The 14,601-nt window shown below is 40.6% G+C and carries 10 protein-coding genes; 3 read left to right on the plus strand and 7 right to left on the minus strand.

Annotated features, from left to right (window positions below):
• The first annotated feature begins 6 nt into the window (after positions 1–6).
• Positions 7–1,563, plus strand: a complete 1,557-nt coding sequence (locus tag WG954_RS03475; RefSeq protein ID WP_340433713.1) for a glucuronyl esterase domain-containing protein — start codon at positions 7–9, stop codon at positions 1,561–1,563.
• Positions 1,564–1,626: 63 nt separating this feature from the next.
• On the opposite strand, the gene WG954_RS03480 is transcribed toward WG954_RS03475, so the two are convergent.
• From WG954_RS03480 to WG954_RS03510, 7 genes are all read right to left on the minus strand, one after another.
• The gene (locus WG954_RS03480; RefSeq protein WP_340433715.1) at positions 1,627–2,754 is read right to left on the minus strand and encodes a Gfo/Idh/MocA family protein; all 1,128 of its coding nucleotides are present in this window, start codon (positions 2,752–2,754) and stop codon (positions 1,627–1,629) included.
• A 45-nt stretch (positions 2,755–2,799) separates the two neighbouring features.
• Entirely contained in the window at positions 2,800–3,603 is an 804-nt protein-coding gene (locus tag WG954_RS03485) for a polysaccharide deacetylase family protein (protein WP_340433717.1), read from the minus strand.
• 19 nt (positions 3,604–3,622) lie between these two features.
• Entirely contained in the window at positions 3,623–4,903 is a 1,281-nt protein-coding gene (locus tag WG954_RS03490; RefSeq protein ID WP_340433718.1) for a mandelate racemase/muconate lactonizing enzyme family protein, read from the minus strand.
• A gap of 44 nt (positions 4,904–4,947) precedes the next feature.
• The gene (locus WG954_RS03495; protein ID WP_340433719.1) at positions 4,948–5,892 is read right to left on the minus strand and encodes an RraA family protein; all 945 of its coding nucleotides are present in this window, start codon (positions 5,890–5,892) and stop codon (positions 4,948–4,950) included.
• Positions 5,893–5,929: 37 nt separating this feature from the next.
• A complete protein-coding gene (locus tag WG954_RS03500; protein WP_340433720.1) occupies positions 5,930–7,018 on the minus strand; it encodes a bile acid:sodium symporter family protein in 1,089 nt (362 codons plus the stop codon).
• 92 nt (positions 7,019–7,110) lie between these two features.
• On the minus strand, positions 7,111–8,628 hold the full coding sequence (locus WG954_RS03505) for a gluconokinase (protein ID WP_340433721.1): 1,518 nt from the start codon (positions 8,626–8,628) through the stop codon (positions 7,111–7,113).
• An 11-nt stretch (positions 8,629–8,639) separates the two neighbouring features.
• Positions 8,640–9,527 carry a helix-turn-helix domain-containing protein gene (locus tag WG954_RS03510; protein WP_340433722.1) on the minus strand — a complete coding sequence of 296 codons (888 nt, stop codon included), beginning with the start codon at positions 9,525–9,527 and terminating at the stop codon, positions 8,640–8,642.
• Between the two features lie 227 nt (positions 9,528–9,754).
• On the opposite strand from WG954_RS03510, the gene WG954_RS03515 reads away from it, so the two are divergent.
• Both WG954_RS03515 and WG954_RS03520 read left to right on the plus strand, forming a co-directional pair.
• On the plus strand, positions 9,755–12,976 hold the full coding sequence (locus WG954_RS03515) for a SusC/RagA family TonB-linked outer membrane protein (protein WP_340433723.1): 3,222 nt from the start codon (positions 9,755–9,757) through the stop codon (positions 12,974–12,976).
• A gap of 4 nt (positions 12,977–12,980) precedes the next feature.
• Positions 12,981–14,579, plus strand: coding sequence for a SusD/RagB family nutrient-binding outer membrane lipoprotein (locus WG954_RS03520; protein WP_340433724.1), 1,599 nt, complete (start codon positions 12,981–12,983; stop codon positions 14,577–14,579).
• Positions 14,580–14,601 lie beyond the last annotated feature (22 nt).

Raw genomic sequence — 14,601 nt, forward strand, 5'->3', positions numbered from 1 at the left:
CATCATATGAACTTGAATAAGCTTGTATTCCTGTTAGTGACAATGTTCGGAGTTAACTCGATTGCAACGGCACAGGTAACTACAATTGACAGCAGTAAATATCCAAAGCTCACTGTATTCAATGTACAACAGGATCAGGCAAACATGATGCAGCAATTGGGTATTAAAAAATTACGACCTGGAAAAAGCGGTAATGAGAAAGATCCGAATCATGCGAATTATGATGAGGCGTTGGCGAATCCTTGTCCGCAGTTGCCCGATGTACTTACATTAAAGAATGGAAAGAAAGTGACAACTGCTGATATGTGGTGGAAGCAACGCAGGCCTGAGTTGATTGAAGAGTTTGAACGGGAAGTGTATGGACGTATTCCAAACAATGTTCCAAAAGTAACTTGGACCGTTAAGATACTCGACAGAGAAGTAGTGAATCGCATTCCTGTTATTGCAAAAGAAATCGTTGGGCATGCAGATAACAGTGCCTACCCATTGATCAATGTTGATATAAAAATGGTGTTGGTTGTTCCAACAAATGTAAAAGGACCTGTACCTGTATTGATCATGTTTGGCAGACCAGTATTACCAGCACCTGCACAACCATCGCCTGATGATCTGGAGAAAATAAATGCAGCATACAAAGAAATGATGATCAAGTCTGATCCTGCAATGAAAGAAATTTTTGAAAAGTATCCCGCTTATCAACCCATTACACGTCTCCCCGCTCCTAACTTTTTTGCACCTGCAAAACCCGATGAAGAGTTAACACCACAGGAAAAATTATTGGCTGCGGGCTGGGGTTATCTAACTATCGATCCCGGAACAATACAACCGGATAACGGTGCAGGATTAACAAGAGGAATCATTGGCTTAACCAATATGGGTCAACCACGCAAGCCGGAAGATTGGGGTGCATTGCGAGCATGGGGATGGGGTGCAAGTCGTGCATTGGATTATTTGGAAACAGAACCATTAGTGAATGCAAAGCAAGTTGGCATTGAAGGTGTATCAAGATATGGTAAAGCAGCATTGGTAACAATGGCATTTGATCAACGTTTTGCAGTTGGATTAATTGGTTCATCAGGAAAAGGTGGTGCAACATTGCATCGTCGTGTGTTTGGTGAGTCAGTGGAAAATTTAACCGGAGGTGGCGGTTATCATTGGATGGCCGGTAACTATTTAAAATACGGAGCCGAAGAATCAACCTTTGGCAAAAAAACAGGTTGTGATCTTCCTGTTGATTCGCATGAACTGATTGCATTATGTGCACCACGTCTAACATTCATCAGTTATGGCATTCCGGAAAAAGGTGATGCTAACTGGCTCGATCAAAAAGGAAGTTACCAGGCAACCATTGCTGCAGGCACAGCATTCAAACTATTAGGTGCAAAAGATCTTGGTGTAAGTAATGATTACATGAATGAAAAAATGCCACCGATGCTTACCGATATGTTGAATGGACATTTGGCATGGCGTCAACATGATGGAGGACACACTGATGCGCCCAACTTTAAATTCTTTATTCCATGGGCAAGCAAGTGGTTGAACTATGAAAAGAAAACCCAATAACAACTAATTAAAAAATCCTGCAGTCTTCAAATGCTGCAGGATTTTTTTGTTCAATATGCGATGTTAGTGAATTTTTATTTTCTTACCGGTTGCCATTGCCTCATAAACTGCTGTAATTAATTTCACATCTCTTCTTCCCATCTCGCCGGGAACAATAGACGGTTGATTTTTCATCATAGATAGTGCAATACCATCCATCTGTTTTGCCTGCTGATTAATATTTGCAAAACTCATTGGGCCTTCAGATGTTTTTCCTCTCAACCCTCCGTAGTTATAAGCCGGCGATAATTCAAACGTGCCTTTCTCCGCTTCTGCTCTCAGGAAATTCATGTTACCTCCGTAGCTTGCTTCACCTTCTGCAATTAAACCGTTAGGCATTTCAAATTGCCATTTCAGCGATTGTTCTACTTCTTTAAATTTATCTGCTATTGTTTTAGGTCCTTCCTGTGCGGTAACTGCAATCGGTACCATACCAGTTGTATAACAAATACCCTGTACACAATAAATACCGAGATCCTGCATAGGGCCTCCGCCGGCCAAATCTTTTTTCAATCGCCACTGGTTTGGATCACCTATTATAAAACCAAATCCTGCTGTCATTTTCTTTATATCGCCATAAACTTTTGTTGTACCCAACCGCATCATTTCTAAATTATGCGGTTCAAATTGTAACCGATAGCCAATAGATAATTGCTTACCGGCTTTTTTTGACGCAGCAATCATTTTATCACAATCCTCAACAGTAAGCGCCATGGGTTTTTCGCAGATCACATGTTTACCTGCTGCAAAACCACGGACTGTATATTCTGCATGCATACTGTTCGGTAGAACGACGTAGATAATGTCGATATCAGGATTGTCTTTTATAGAGTCATAATTTTCGTAGTTGTAAATATTCTTATCAGGAATATTATATTTCTCTTTCCATACTGGAATTTTCGACGGCGTTCCTGTAACGATACCTGCGAGATAACAATGTTCAGTTTGCTGCAATGCAGGTGCTAATTGTCCGCCTGCATATCCGCCAAGTCCCACTAAGGCGATGCCAAGCTTTCCTTCCTTTTTCTGTTGCATGAAACGTTGTTTTGATTGTTGTTCATTACAGGAATTATTGGCAGAGAGTAATGGAAGACTCAAGCCTGCCAATCCGATCTGTTGTAAAAACTTCCTTCGTGAATGTTGCTGACCCATACGAATTGATTTTATAGTGATGCTTTATTGCAATCATTTAATTGATCATTGTTTGTTCCCCTTTCGTCTTTGATTGATATAGTCTGCTACTTCCAACATTGGTGCCACATAAATGTCCTTCTCTTTTTGTTTGATATAGCGAAGTATTTTCCGATGATTCTCTATGGATACATCAAGTCCGTTGCCACCACCAACCCCATGAAACAAAATTACCAGCAGCGAACTAGTTTGTATAGCTTGGTCGACCCATGCTTTCATTTCGTCAAAGCTGTGATTATTCACCACGTAGCAATCTACGTTGTAGAGATCAATTTCGTTCATCTTATGCATTTCATTACGCACAGCTCTTGCTGCAACAAAATCTTTTTTCATGCCATTGATGAAAGATGAATCAGCGATTTTCATATCGCCACATGTGAAAGCAAAGGTTCGTTTTGTTTTTCCATCCAGTGATTGCAGAAAGAGATTTGTCATGCGCATTTCGTTTTCCATGCGTTTAACAGAATAGTTGTTCATATCGTTTTCCTTGCTCACCCATTCACGGCCCGGCATATTACCAATACAGGGATGAAACAACGTATGATTACCAAGTTCATGACCTTTCGCAGGAAGTTTTTTCCACTCCTTCAATCTTGTTTGAACCGATTGTGAAAACGCAGTTATATAAAATGTTGCTTTTAATCCTAACGAATCTAATACCGGTGCAGCATTATCTAAATGCTGATCAATAGCATCATCGTAAGTAAGAACAACTGCACATTTCTTTCCCTTCCATACATTATTGGTTTGTGCATATACACAAGCAAACAAACTGAAAACGCAACAGACTGCAAAAATTATCTTGTTCATTAATTAACCATTAGTATGATCATTCAAAAAAAGGAACACCCGGCACTGCATATTTTTTCATAGCAGTTTCATTGATATCAACCCCTATCCCGGGTTTCTCCGACAAGGTAATGTAACTATCTTTCACCCACTCTCCATCATACGTTACAATTTCCTTGAACATCGGGTTTGTATGAAAATAAGATTGCCATTCCAATATTAAAAAATTAGGAACAGAAGCACATACATGTGCCGATGCCATTGCGCCGAGGAACGACGCAACCATATGTGGAGCAAACGGCGTGTAGTATAAATTTGCAAGGTTAGCAATACGCTGGCCTTCACCAAGTCCACCTGCTTTTTGCAGATCGGGCATCACAATATCAACGGCTCCTATTTCAAGTAATCGCCTAAAACCATAAGCCAGGTAATGATTCTCCCCTGCGCAAATAGGTGTGCTTGTGCTTTCTGTAATTAGTTTATATGCTTCTACATTTTCTGCAGGTATTGGTTCTTCCAGCCACATTAAATTCAGGGGCTCTAAACGTTTGGCTACCGCTTGTCCTGTTACTGCATCATAACGGCCATGCATATCCACACATATATCAATGTTTGGGCCAACTGCTTCTCTTGCTGCTGCCATTTGATCGTACATACGTTGCAGCTCCATGGGACTTGCAGTCCAGTTATACGCATCATATTTATTGGGATCGTTTGCCTGATCAAGATCAAATTTAATTGCATTGAAACCCATCTTCTTTGACGTCAATGCTGCTTCTGCAAAATCTTTCGGTGTTGGTAAATTGCGTTGATACAAAGCCGTATCGCAATACACTCTTATTTTATCACGAAATTTTCCACCCAATAATTGATACACCGGAATGTTCAATGATTTTCCCGCAAGATCCCATAATGCTGTTTCAATGGCTGATAACACAGCAATATACATTCCTCCCTGAGCTCCCTGGAAAAAACCACCTTTGCGGATATCTTCAAACAACCGATGTACATTCAACGGACTTTTGCCTTTTAACCTGGCCCCGAAGTTTTTCACCAAATGATATGTACCGGGAACTGCATCTACTCCTTCTCCCACACCATAAATATCCTGGTTGGTATAAATTTTTACAAACAGGCTTCCACGTATGTAACCACACTTAATGTCTGTAATTTTCAGATCAGATGGTGCAGATGATTTAGGTGTGCGTTCAACTGCTTCTTTGTATCCTTCTCCAAAAACCTGCATTGAAGCGATTGGCATGAGAGCTGTTGCAAGAGCAGCTTTTGATAAAAAAGATCTTCGTGAGTTATTGTTGCTCATATAAAATGTTGATTGGATGAAATATAATGTTTACATGATCTGCGTTACCATGTTCTGTCTTTTAAATATTGTTGTATCAATTCCTTCGGCACGGGTAATTCACTAATATGATCGTTGAGCCACTTTGAAAAATCACGTTCAATTTCGTCGCTCCATCTTGCATCAATTTGTCCGGCAGTATATTTTCCTTCACGCAAACGTTGATGACCAAACATATCTCTTAGCCTGACGATCTCTGATGTAGTAACAACCTTTTCTGCAAGATGCGGCGGAACAAATACAACAACTCCAAGTTTACCGAGTACAACATCACCAGGCATTACTGTAACTCTTCGAATGCGTGTGGGATGATTAATGCCTACGATCATTGTTGTTAGATCACCGGGAGGATTATGAAATGATGGATCGTAACTGGTATAATAAGAAGTGAAGCCGGGAATATCTTTTAATCCTTCCACATCACGCAATGCTCCATCGTACACAATTCCGTTTCCTGTTTTTGCATAGATGGCATTGCCAACATTATCTCCAATAGTTGGCCCGTTCTTTTGTGCACCAAACTGATCGGCCACATATACATCGCCTTTTACAAGTATATCAACAGCCCATGTATTTTGTCCACGCTTCCCCGCTTTTTTCCCAACTGAATCGATAGCTTTCCAAACATCAGGTCGGCCAGGCATAAACGTTGCGGTTACAGCACGACCAACTAATACACTGTCGGGATGAATCATTTGCCAGCCTTCAGCAATCTGATATGCATAGCCTGCATTTTTCATCACTGCCCATGCTTCTTCAACACTTACATTTTTCATTCGTTTTAAAATCTGATCGGGAACTTTTGGTCGTCCGTCGGGGAACCGTTCACCTGTCCAAAGTGGTGTTAATGAGATCAGATGCTCTTTGCTGATCTGTACTTCCTGTCCTCGCAGTTGTTGAAGCAATACAAGAAACAACAACAGTAGCAATCCGTTTTTAATTTTTATCATGGCGATTGTTTTTATTGAATGATCTTTTTTGATTGTTTTATTTTTTTTCCACAGGTGGACGGTTATGCCACCAGCTTGCCAATGCCGAACCTGTAATATTCATTAATGGACCAAACACAGCAGCGGCTAACCCAATGGTTGAAATTTTTCCAAGCTCTTTTGCAATGCCCGATGCTAGCCCTGCATTCTGCATGCCTACTTCAATGGCAATGGTTCGGCAATCTCTTTCACTCATTTTAAATAAGCGACCGCTCCAATAGCCCAACAGGTATCCAAACGTATTATGTGCCAATGCAACAACAGTTAACAGTAATCCAATTTTGAGCAGGTTATCTCTTCCGGAAGCAACAATGATTGTAACAATGCAGGTAATGGCAAACATCGAAACAAATGGCATAGCACTATCAAGCCACTTAATTTTTCCTTTTAATAATTTATTGAATAACAAACCTGCGCCAATAGGAATGATGATCATTTTAAAGATATCCCACATCATTTTCAATACATCTATTTCAATTAAAGCACCGGCAAATAACTTCATCAATAACGGTGTAACAAACGGGGCTATCAACGTAGTGATGGATGTAATGGTAATTGATAATGCAAGATTTGCTTTTGACAAGTAGGCCATTACGTTTGAAGCCAGGCCGCTTGGTGAACAACCGATCAAGATAATCCCTGCTGCTATTTCGGAAGGGAAATTTGTTGCTGAAGCCAGTATAAAACCAAGCGACGGCATAATAATAAACTGACTTGCAACACCTATCATTACTCCTTTTGGCGATTTCACAACAGCAGCAAAATCGTTTACACTCATAGACGAACCCATTCCAAACATGAGCAGCTGAATGAAGGGAATAATTGTACTGCTTAACTGAAAATTACCCCAGGTGGTAAAATATTCAGGATGCCACATAGCTAACACAACTGAAGCTAAAATAATGGCAGTGAAGGAGAGACCCTTTAACAATGCAATACCTCTGAAAGCAAATGCAAGACTTAAAAAAAATAAAACCAGGAACCATCCTGACATGTTTATATTTTCTGTTAGCCAAAATACCGTAGCCAATGATGCAAATAATACAGCAAGTGCAGAAAAAAGAACCGGTTTTACTTTACGCTCCATTTTTATTTTGGTCTTAATTAGTGATTGTGAAATTTGGAATTTCTTTTCGATATGGATTTTTTTCAAATAAAAATCAACTTATGCTGATGTTACTACTGCTGTTGCAACGCAGCAATATCTGCAAACTCACTCGCCAGCTTGGTACTTAACCGTTCAAATATTTTGTAATACTTCAAATACATTTTATTGTTCTGTTTATCCGGTGTAGCAAGGTCGGGAAGCACCACTGTTTTCGCTGCTTCATCAAGAGATTTGTAAATACCCATTTCAGTTGCGCTTAATAAGTACGCTCCATAACTTACGCTATGATAATTCTGTCTTAAGCGAACTGGTTTGTTATAAATGTCTGCTACCATTTGTGTAAAGAATGGCAACGTACCGAAACTTCCGTTTATTGACAGGCTGTTGATGCTCCTGTGTTCTTCAAGTGTTTTTCCAATACTGTATAGTTCATAAATAATACCTTCAATAGCAGCTCTTACAAAATGTGCTTTCTCATGTTTAATATTTATTCCGAAGAATACACCTCTTGCATTGGCGTTCCATATTGGTGCACGTTCGCCCAGTAAATAAGGAAGAAAGATCAATCCGTCGGAACCTGCAGGTACTTTCGATGCATCCTGAATTAGTTCAAGCATTGTATGTTCTAAGTCAAATGGATTTTTAAAATCACCAAACTGTCGGGTGAACCATTCAAAGATGACGCCACCATTATTCGTGGGTCCACCTGATATGTATTTATTCTCAGTAAGCAGGTAATTAAAGAATCGTTGTTTATCATCCTGCATGACCTTATCACTCACTACTCTCACTGCTCCACTGTCTTCAACTGTAATTGTTGCTACACCTTCTTCATTTACACCATCGCCAAGAACGGCCATACAGCCATCACTTGAACCAACCAGTATTTTTGTATCTGCCGATAAACCCAGCGATGCCTGGTAAGCTTTATTTAATTTTCCCACTTTTGTATCTACAGGTACTAACTCTGGCAACATCGCAGCAGTAATGCCAGCAAACTTGAGTGACTCTGTTTCCCATTTAATTTTATGAATATTCAACAAACCTGTAGCGGAAGCAATACTGTAATCAATAACATATTCTCCTGTTAGCTGCTGCAGAATATATGCCTTGAGAGATAAAAATTTACTTACCTGTTTAAACTTTTCCTTTTCATTGTTTTTGATCCACGCAATTTTTGTAAGCGGCGACATGGGATGTAATGGTGTGCCGGTAGCACTGTAGATTTTTTTACCAAGGGGTGAATTCTTAAGTTCAGCTGCTTCTTTGTTTGCCCTGTTATCGGCCCATGTAATTGCATGGCCCATTGGATTACCTCTTTTATCTACGGCAAGTACACTATGCATCGATGAACTGAAACAAATGCATCTTACTTTATACTTTCTTGGATGCAGTACATCATTCAACAGGTTCTTCAATACATAAAGCATCGTAATGAATATCTGATCGGCATCCTGTTCACTGTAATCAGGCTCACTATGAAAAGTAGGACAGTACCCCTTCAATGAGCCAATGATGTTCCCATCAAGATCAAATGCGTAAACTCTTACTGCATTGGTGCCGAGTTCTATAGTGATGATACATTCCATTTGATTATTAATTAATTTGTTCCAATATGATTTTTTCTGAATTCACTGGGTGTATAGCCGGTGAGTTTCTTAAATGTTGTAGAAAAATGTTGCGATGAATAAAAGCCGGTATCAAGTGCAATATCAGTTAAGCTTATACCCGGTGTTTTCAATAATTTGATTGCTTCTGAAATACGGATATTGATCAAATAGTTCAATGGTGAAAAACCGGAATAACTTTTTACCTTCTCGTTGAAAAGCGTTGTACCTAATCCTACCAGTGCTGCCATTTCTTCAACAGTCCATTGGTGTGAAAGATTTTGACGTAATTCCTGTTCCAGCTTCATAAATGTTTTAGGAAAGTCACGTCCGGGGTTCGACATTCTTGTAAACTGCCTGCTTACCTGTATAAAAATTTCATCGATCAAATGATTTACCCTGGCAAGGAAACCTATTTCCTGTTTAAACAACTCAGTTTGTATTCCTTTCAGAATAACACCTACATCTGTAAATTTTTGAAGTATGGGCGTATGGTCTGATTGCAGTATTTTATTTATTGCACGGCTTTCTGCATCCGATAAACTGCTCCACGCAGGATTTTCCAGTTCACCTTTTTCATTTTTGTTAACCTGTAGATGTATCCAGGAAAAACAACCGATCTCAAGTACGTTGCTTTCGTTGCCGAATGAAGTGCCGGGCAACACCAATGCAACATCTCCCGGAAAAAGTGTGTAAGAACGATCATTGATGCACCATTCAAATTTCCCTTCCTGTATATAGTACAACTTTAAGCAACGATCAATTTCACATGGAAAACCATTGAGACGTATCGCCGGATTTTTGATTACGCCTATTTCAATAATATGCGGGAATAATCGCAACTCCGATGCAGCATTATGGCTAAGCACAAATTGATTCATATAAGATCTGAACAAGCTTTAGGAAATGATCATTCCTCCATCGTTATGATAATAACAGACTGTATAAAGAAAATCATTTTATCTCATCTGCATTTGCAAAATGCAACGAAGTTTTTTATTGGAAGTTTTTGCCTCACAGCATAAATACTTTAGCGTAAGATTATAACCCGGGTAACTGTGAGATCAGTTACCCCTGCCATTTATCACTCAACCAAAACGATTGCATTATGAAGGTAAAATTTCAACCCGCAACAAATACGGGTTTGATCCGGCTTCTGTTTTCATTCATCCTCTTAACAATTCTTACAGCTGCACAGGCGCAAACCGTCACCGGTACGGTGGTGGATGAGGAAAAAAATCCTGTTAACGGAGCAACCGTAGCAGTAAAAGGTACAAACAGAGCAACGGTCACCAATGCTTCCGGTAATTTCAGCATTACTGCTTCCGGAACAGACGTATTGCTGTTTAGCTTTATTGGATTTGTAAATTTAGAAGTTCCCGTCAGCGGCAGAACAACTGTTTCTGTAACGCTCACCCGCTCTGAAACAAACATGGATGAAGTGGTAGTGATAGCGTTGGGTGAGAAACGTGCAGCAAAAAAGCTGGGTTATTCCACAACATCTGTTAATGCGGATGAACTCGTAAGACAGCGAACTACCAACCTCGGTGAATCGCTTGTAGGAAAGGTTGCCGGGTTAAATATTACACCTCCCGCTGCAGGTGCCGGTGCCAGTAATCAGATTCGCCTGCGTGGACAAGTTGGTTTTGCCGGAGCAAACAATGCACCCCTGTTAGTTATTAATGGTTTGCCTATGGATCAGGGTGTACGAAATGCCGAGGGTGCCGGTCAGCAACGTGACCGTGGCGATAACCTGGCAAATATTAATCCTGATGATATTGAAAGTATGACGGTGTTGAAAGGAGCAGCTGCCGCCGCACTGTATGGTTCAAGAGCCGCAGCCGGTGCGATCATCATCACAACAAAGTCTGGTTCAAAAAATCAGGGTATAGGTGTTGATTTTACGTCCAGTTATACATCATCGCAGGCCTTAAACTTCATGGACGAAATTGTACAAACTGAATATGGCCAGGGACAAGGAGGAAACAAGTTTACAACTGCTGCACAAATACAAGGTAATGGTCAATGGGGATGGGGCGCCAAATTAGATGGACAGCCAACCATCAATTTTGATGGACAAATGCGTCCATACTCTGCTAATCCGCACCAACTTTTCGACTTCCTGCAAACAGGAACAAACCTAACCAATACGCTTGGCTTATCTGGTGGCGGTACCAACGGGAGTTTCAGAACTTCCATTTCAACCACGAGTGCAAAAGGTATTGTGCCAAGCAATGAATACAAAAGAAGAATTTTCAATATAGGTGTCAATCAAACAATTGCCAAAAAACTCAAACTACAGTTGAATGTAAACTATGCAGATGAAGATTATATTAATCCGCCACAGATTGGTACACAGGGCGATGGGGCTGTAAACTTCTTTACACGTATGCCGATCTCTGTTCCGATAGAAGCTTACCGTACCAGTGCAAAAGATCCTGCTACTGGTGCAGAATGGAGAACCAACGGCTTCCAGGGCACAGTGAATAACCCTTATTTTGCTTTGCAAAACGGTCAGAAATACAAGGAAGACAGAAACCGTTTTCTTGGAACAGCTACATTACGTTATGATATTACCGACTGGCTCTATGCGCAGGGTCGGTTCAACTACGATCGTGGCGATAATTTTGCTGAATGGTATACACTCAACGGTACAGGCGCCAATACTGTAATTGCCACCACCACCCCTACTGTTACTTATAGAGGCGGTTATAATTTAAACCAAACTACTACAACCGATATTAATGCCGACTTTCTTGTTGGTACGAGCAACCAGTTTGGAAAATTTTCGGTTGATGCGGCTTTTGGTGGTAACACGTTACGATCAGAATGGAAAAATATGGTTCAAACATCTACAAACTTTACCGTTCCCAATGTTTATTCTTACAGGAATGGCACGGTAAAAGGCGCAGGCGATGGATTTAATTACAGCCAGCAACGTGTTAACTCAATGTATGGATGGGTTGAATTAGGATACAATGGATTGTTATTCCTTAACGGTACTGTCAGGAACGATTGGTTTTCGATCCTGATTCCTGAGAACAACAGTAAATTTTATTCATCTGTTTCAGGTAGTTTTGTTTTCTCACAACTCTTAAAGAATGTTAACTGGCTTTCGTTTGGTAAGTTAAGAGCTTCATGGGCGCAGGTAGGTAGTGTGGCATTAGTGAATCCTTATGAAGGGGTTTTAACGTATGGAATTGGTGCAAATCTGTTTAACGGACAAACGTTGGGGAGTATTAATGGTGCCGGTGCACCCAACCCTTTGTTGCAGCCATTTACTGTAACCGAAAAAGAAATTGGTCTTGAATTAAGATTATTTCAAAACAGGTTATTAATGGATGTTGCAGCATTTGAAAAAATAACTACTGACCAGATCATTGATGTAAATCTTTCCAGCTCATCGGGCTATAATACGTCAAAACAAAACAGAGCTTCATTAAAGAACAGCGGTCTTGAAACGTTGGTTGAATACAAAGCTATTCAGCAAAAAGATTTCAGTTGGACCACTTCATGGAACAATGCATACCTCAATACAAAAGTTTTAAACGTTGGTAACCCAAGTGGTACTATTCTCTTGCTTTATTTCAACGGAACCGGTAATGAGTTTCTGGGAGAGATCAGGTACACCGAAGGGTTAGGCATGAACCAGTTGTACACAAGAACATACCGAAGAAATGCCAATGGCCAAATTCTCGTAGGCGATAATGGTCGGCCGCTCCCATCCAATACAAATCCAAAAGGTATCACAGGAGGTTTTAACCCGGTTGGCAGTGCCATTCCAAAATTCACTGGCGGATGGAATAACTCGTTCACCTATAAAAACCTGAGCCTGGGCATTAATATCGATTATAAATTCGGCGGAACAGTGTTAACATCAACGCTGCTGAACATGACACGTCAAGGCCATAGCAAATTGTCTTTAATTGGTCGTGAAGGTGGTTATGTATTCCCCGGTGTAAATGTAAACACTGGTCAGCCCAACACCGTTTCAATTACTGTTGCAGGAAATGGTTTGCAGAATTACTGGACAGGTTACAGAAACGACCAGATTGGTGATCCTTTCACCTTCAAATCAGATTTTGTAAAACTCAGAAACATTTCTTTGGCATATAATTTAACCAGTCTTATTGGCAAGGTAGCTGTGTTGAAATTCGTAAAAGGATTATCACTTTCTGCTTCCTGCCGCAACGTTGCAATTCTTTACAAAGATCTGCCTGGTCTTGATCCTGAAGCGATCCAGTCATCTGGTGATATTAGGGCTGGTTATGAGAATTCATCATTACCAACAACACGTAATTACAATCTTACTTTAAATGTTAAATTCTAACGACATGCTGAAAATATTTAAACAACTGATCCTTGTTATTTGCAGCGGCTGTTTTCTTACCGCCTGCGATAAGGATTTTGAAAAAATAAACACGAACCCGTATGCAGTATTGTCCATTGATCCTGCACTCTTGCTTTCAGGTGCTCAACGAACCCATATCGGCACATGGAATGCAGAGCACATCATTGTGCAGCATTTTGTGGTTCCTTACAACACCGGTGCAAATCAGGGTTTCAGTTTTAATGTTGATATTGACGGAAACAGTAACCCAAAATGGGATCAATCCTACTCTGGGGGTAGCAATGGTAACGCAGCACCGATCAAAAATCTTACGCAGGCATTAACTCTCCTTGGAGCAAACACAACCCGTGTTAATTTAAAAAGTATGATCCGCATCTGGAAAGCACAAGTATTCATGGGCTTGGTTGATAACTATGGAGATGTGCCTTACTCAGAAGCCGGCAAAGGGGTTGCTCCTGATCTGTTGTTTTTTCCAAAATATGATGATGATGCAGCCATTTATGATGACCTGTACAAAGAACTGAAAGAATCAATTGCTGCATTAAGTACCAGTGGTGAATTTATTTCTGCTGATCTTTTCTATGGCGCAAATGCACAGCCATCAACCAGAACGGCGAACGCCACAGACCAGGCGACGAAATGGAAAAAATTAGGCAATTCATTATTGTTACGTTTGGGAATGCGTTACAGTAAACTTGATCCTGCAAAAGCTCAGGCAATTGTTGCCGAAGCATTCGCCGGTGGAGTGATGACATCAAACGCAGATAATGCATTTGTAAAAAATGATGGAACTGCTTTTTCACAACCCGATAATGCGGCATTGCGAAACTTCTCTCAATTCAACTATGCGGCTGAGCCGTTTGTAAATCAATTGAAAGTAACCAACGATCCAAGAGGCAAGTTCCTGATCGCACAATATCCGGATCCCGGTGCTATTGCAAACAATCTTACGCCCGATATGGTTTTAGCAAATCAATATGGCGTACCAATTGGAGTTACCAGTGATCAGATATTAGCTGCAGGAAGTCCGTATAGAGGTGCCAGAGGATCGGGACTAAATTATTCACAGTTTAATGTAAATATCGTTGCTGCTCCGGGTGTTCCTGAGTTCTGGGTAACTTATGCGCAAACATCATTATTGCTGGCAGAAGCAGCTAAGAGAGGTTGGATTCCGGGTGGTGATGTTCAGGCCAAGATCTATTACGACAATGCAATTACAGCCGACATGGCATCATATTCTCTTTACACCGGCACTACGCCTATCTCCGGTGCAGATGTTACTGCCTATCTGAATGATCCGGGAGTGGCCTATACGCCGGCCGATGCGCTCAAGCTGATCAACACCCAATACTGGATCGTGAATATCAGAAACGGAACAGAAGCATTTGCCAATTTCAGAAGAAGCGGATTTCCTGCTTTAACACCCAACCCGGTTGCAGGAGCTCTTGGAAGTGTTGGTTTTGCAAGAAGACTTTCTTATCCTGATCTAGAAGCCTCTTCAAATACAGCAAACTATAACGCTGCATCTGCAGCTATTGGTGGAGATAAATTAACATCAAGGGTATTTTGGGACAAATTGTAACATCAAAAAAAATCGTGAAGTT

Origin of the sequence: Lacibacter sp. H375 (assembly GCF_037892425.1) — a bacterium.
Taxonomy (GTDB): domain Bacteria; phylum Bacteroidota; class Bacteroidia; order Chitinophagales; family Chitinophagaceae; genus Lacibacter.

Bases quoted from the DNA above. Each gene is read 5' to 3' on its own strand.
- WG954_RS03475 (WP_340433713.1), top strand. From the start codon at position 7: ATGAACTTGAATAAGCTTGTATTCCTGTTAGTGACAATGTTCGGAGTT.
- WG954_RS03480 (WP_340433715.1), bottom strand. From the start codon at position 2,754: ATGGGTCAGCAACATTCACGAAGGAAGTTTTTACAACAGATCGGATTG.
- WG954_RS03485 (WP_340433717.1), bottom strand. From the start codon at position 3,603: ATGAACAAGATAATTTTTGCAGTCTGTTGCGTTTTCAGTTTGTTTGCT.
- WG954_RS03490 (WP_340433718.1), bottom strand. From the start codon at position 4,903: ATGAGCAACAATAACTCACGAAGATCTTTTTTATCAAAAGCTGCTCTT.
- WG954_RS03495 (WP_340433719.1), bottom strand. From the start codon at position 5,892: ATGATAAAAATTAAAAACGGATTGCTACTGTTGTTGTTTCTTGTATTG.
- WG954_RS03500 (WP_340433720.1), bottom strand. From the start codon at position 7,018: ATGGAGCGTAAAGTAAAACCGGTTCTTTTTTCTGCACTTGCTGTATTA.
- WG954_RS03505 (WP_340433721.1), bottom strand. From the start codon at position 8,628: ATGGAATGTATCATCACTATAGAACTCGGCACCAATGCAGTAAGAGTT.
- WG954_RS03510 (WP_340433722.1), bottom strand. From the start codon at position 9,527: ATGAATCAATTTGTGCTTAGCCATAATGCTGCATCGGAGTTGCGATTA.
- WG954_RS03515 (WP_340433723.1), top strand. From the start codon at position 9,755: ATGAAGGTAAAATTTCAACCCGCAACAAATACGGGTTTGATCCGGCTT.
- WG954_RS03520 (WP_340433724.1), top strand. From the start codon at position 12,981: ATGCTGAAAATATTTAAACAACTGATCCTTGTTATTTGCAGCGGCTGT.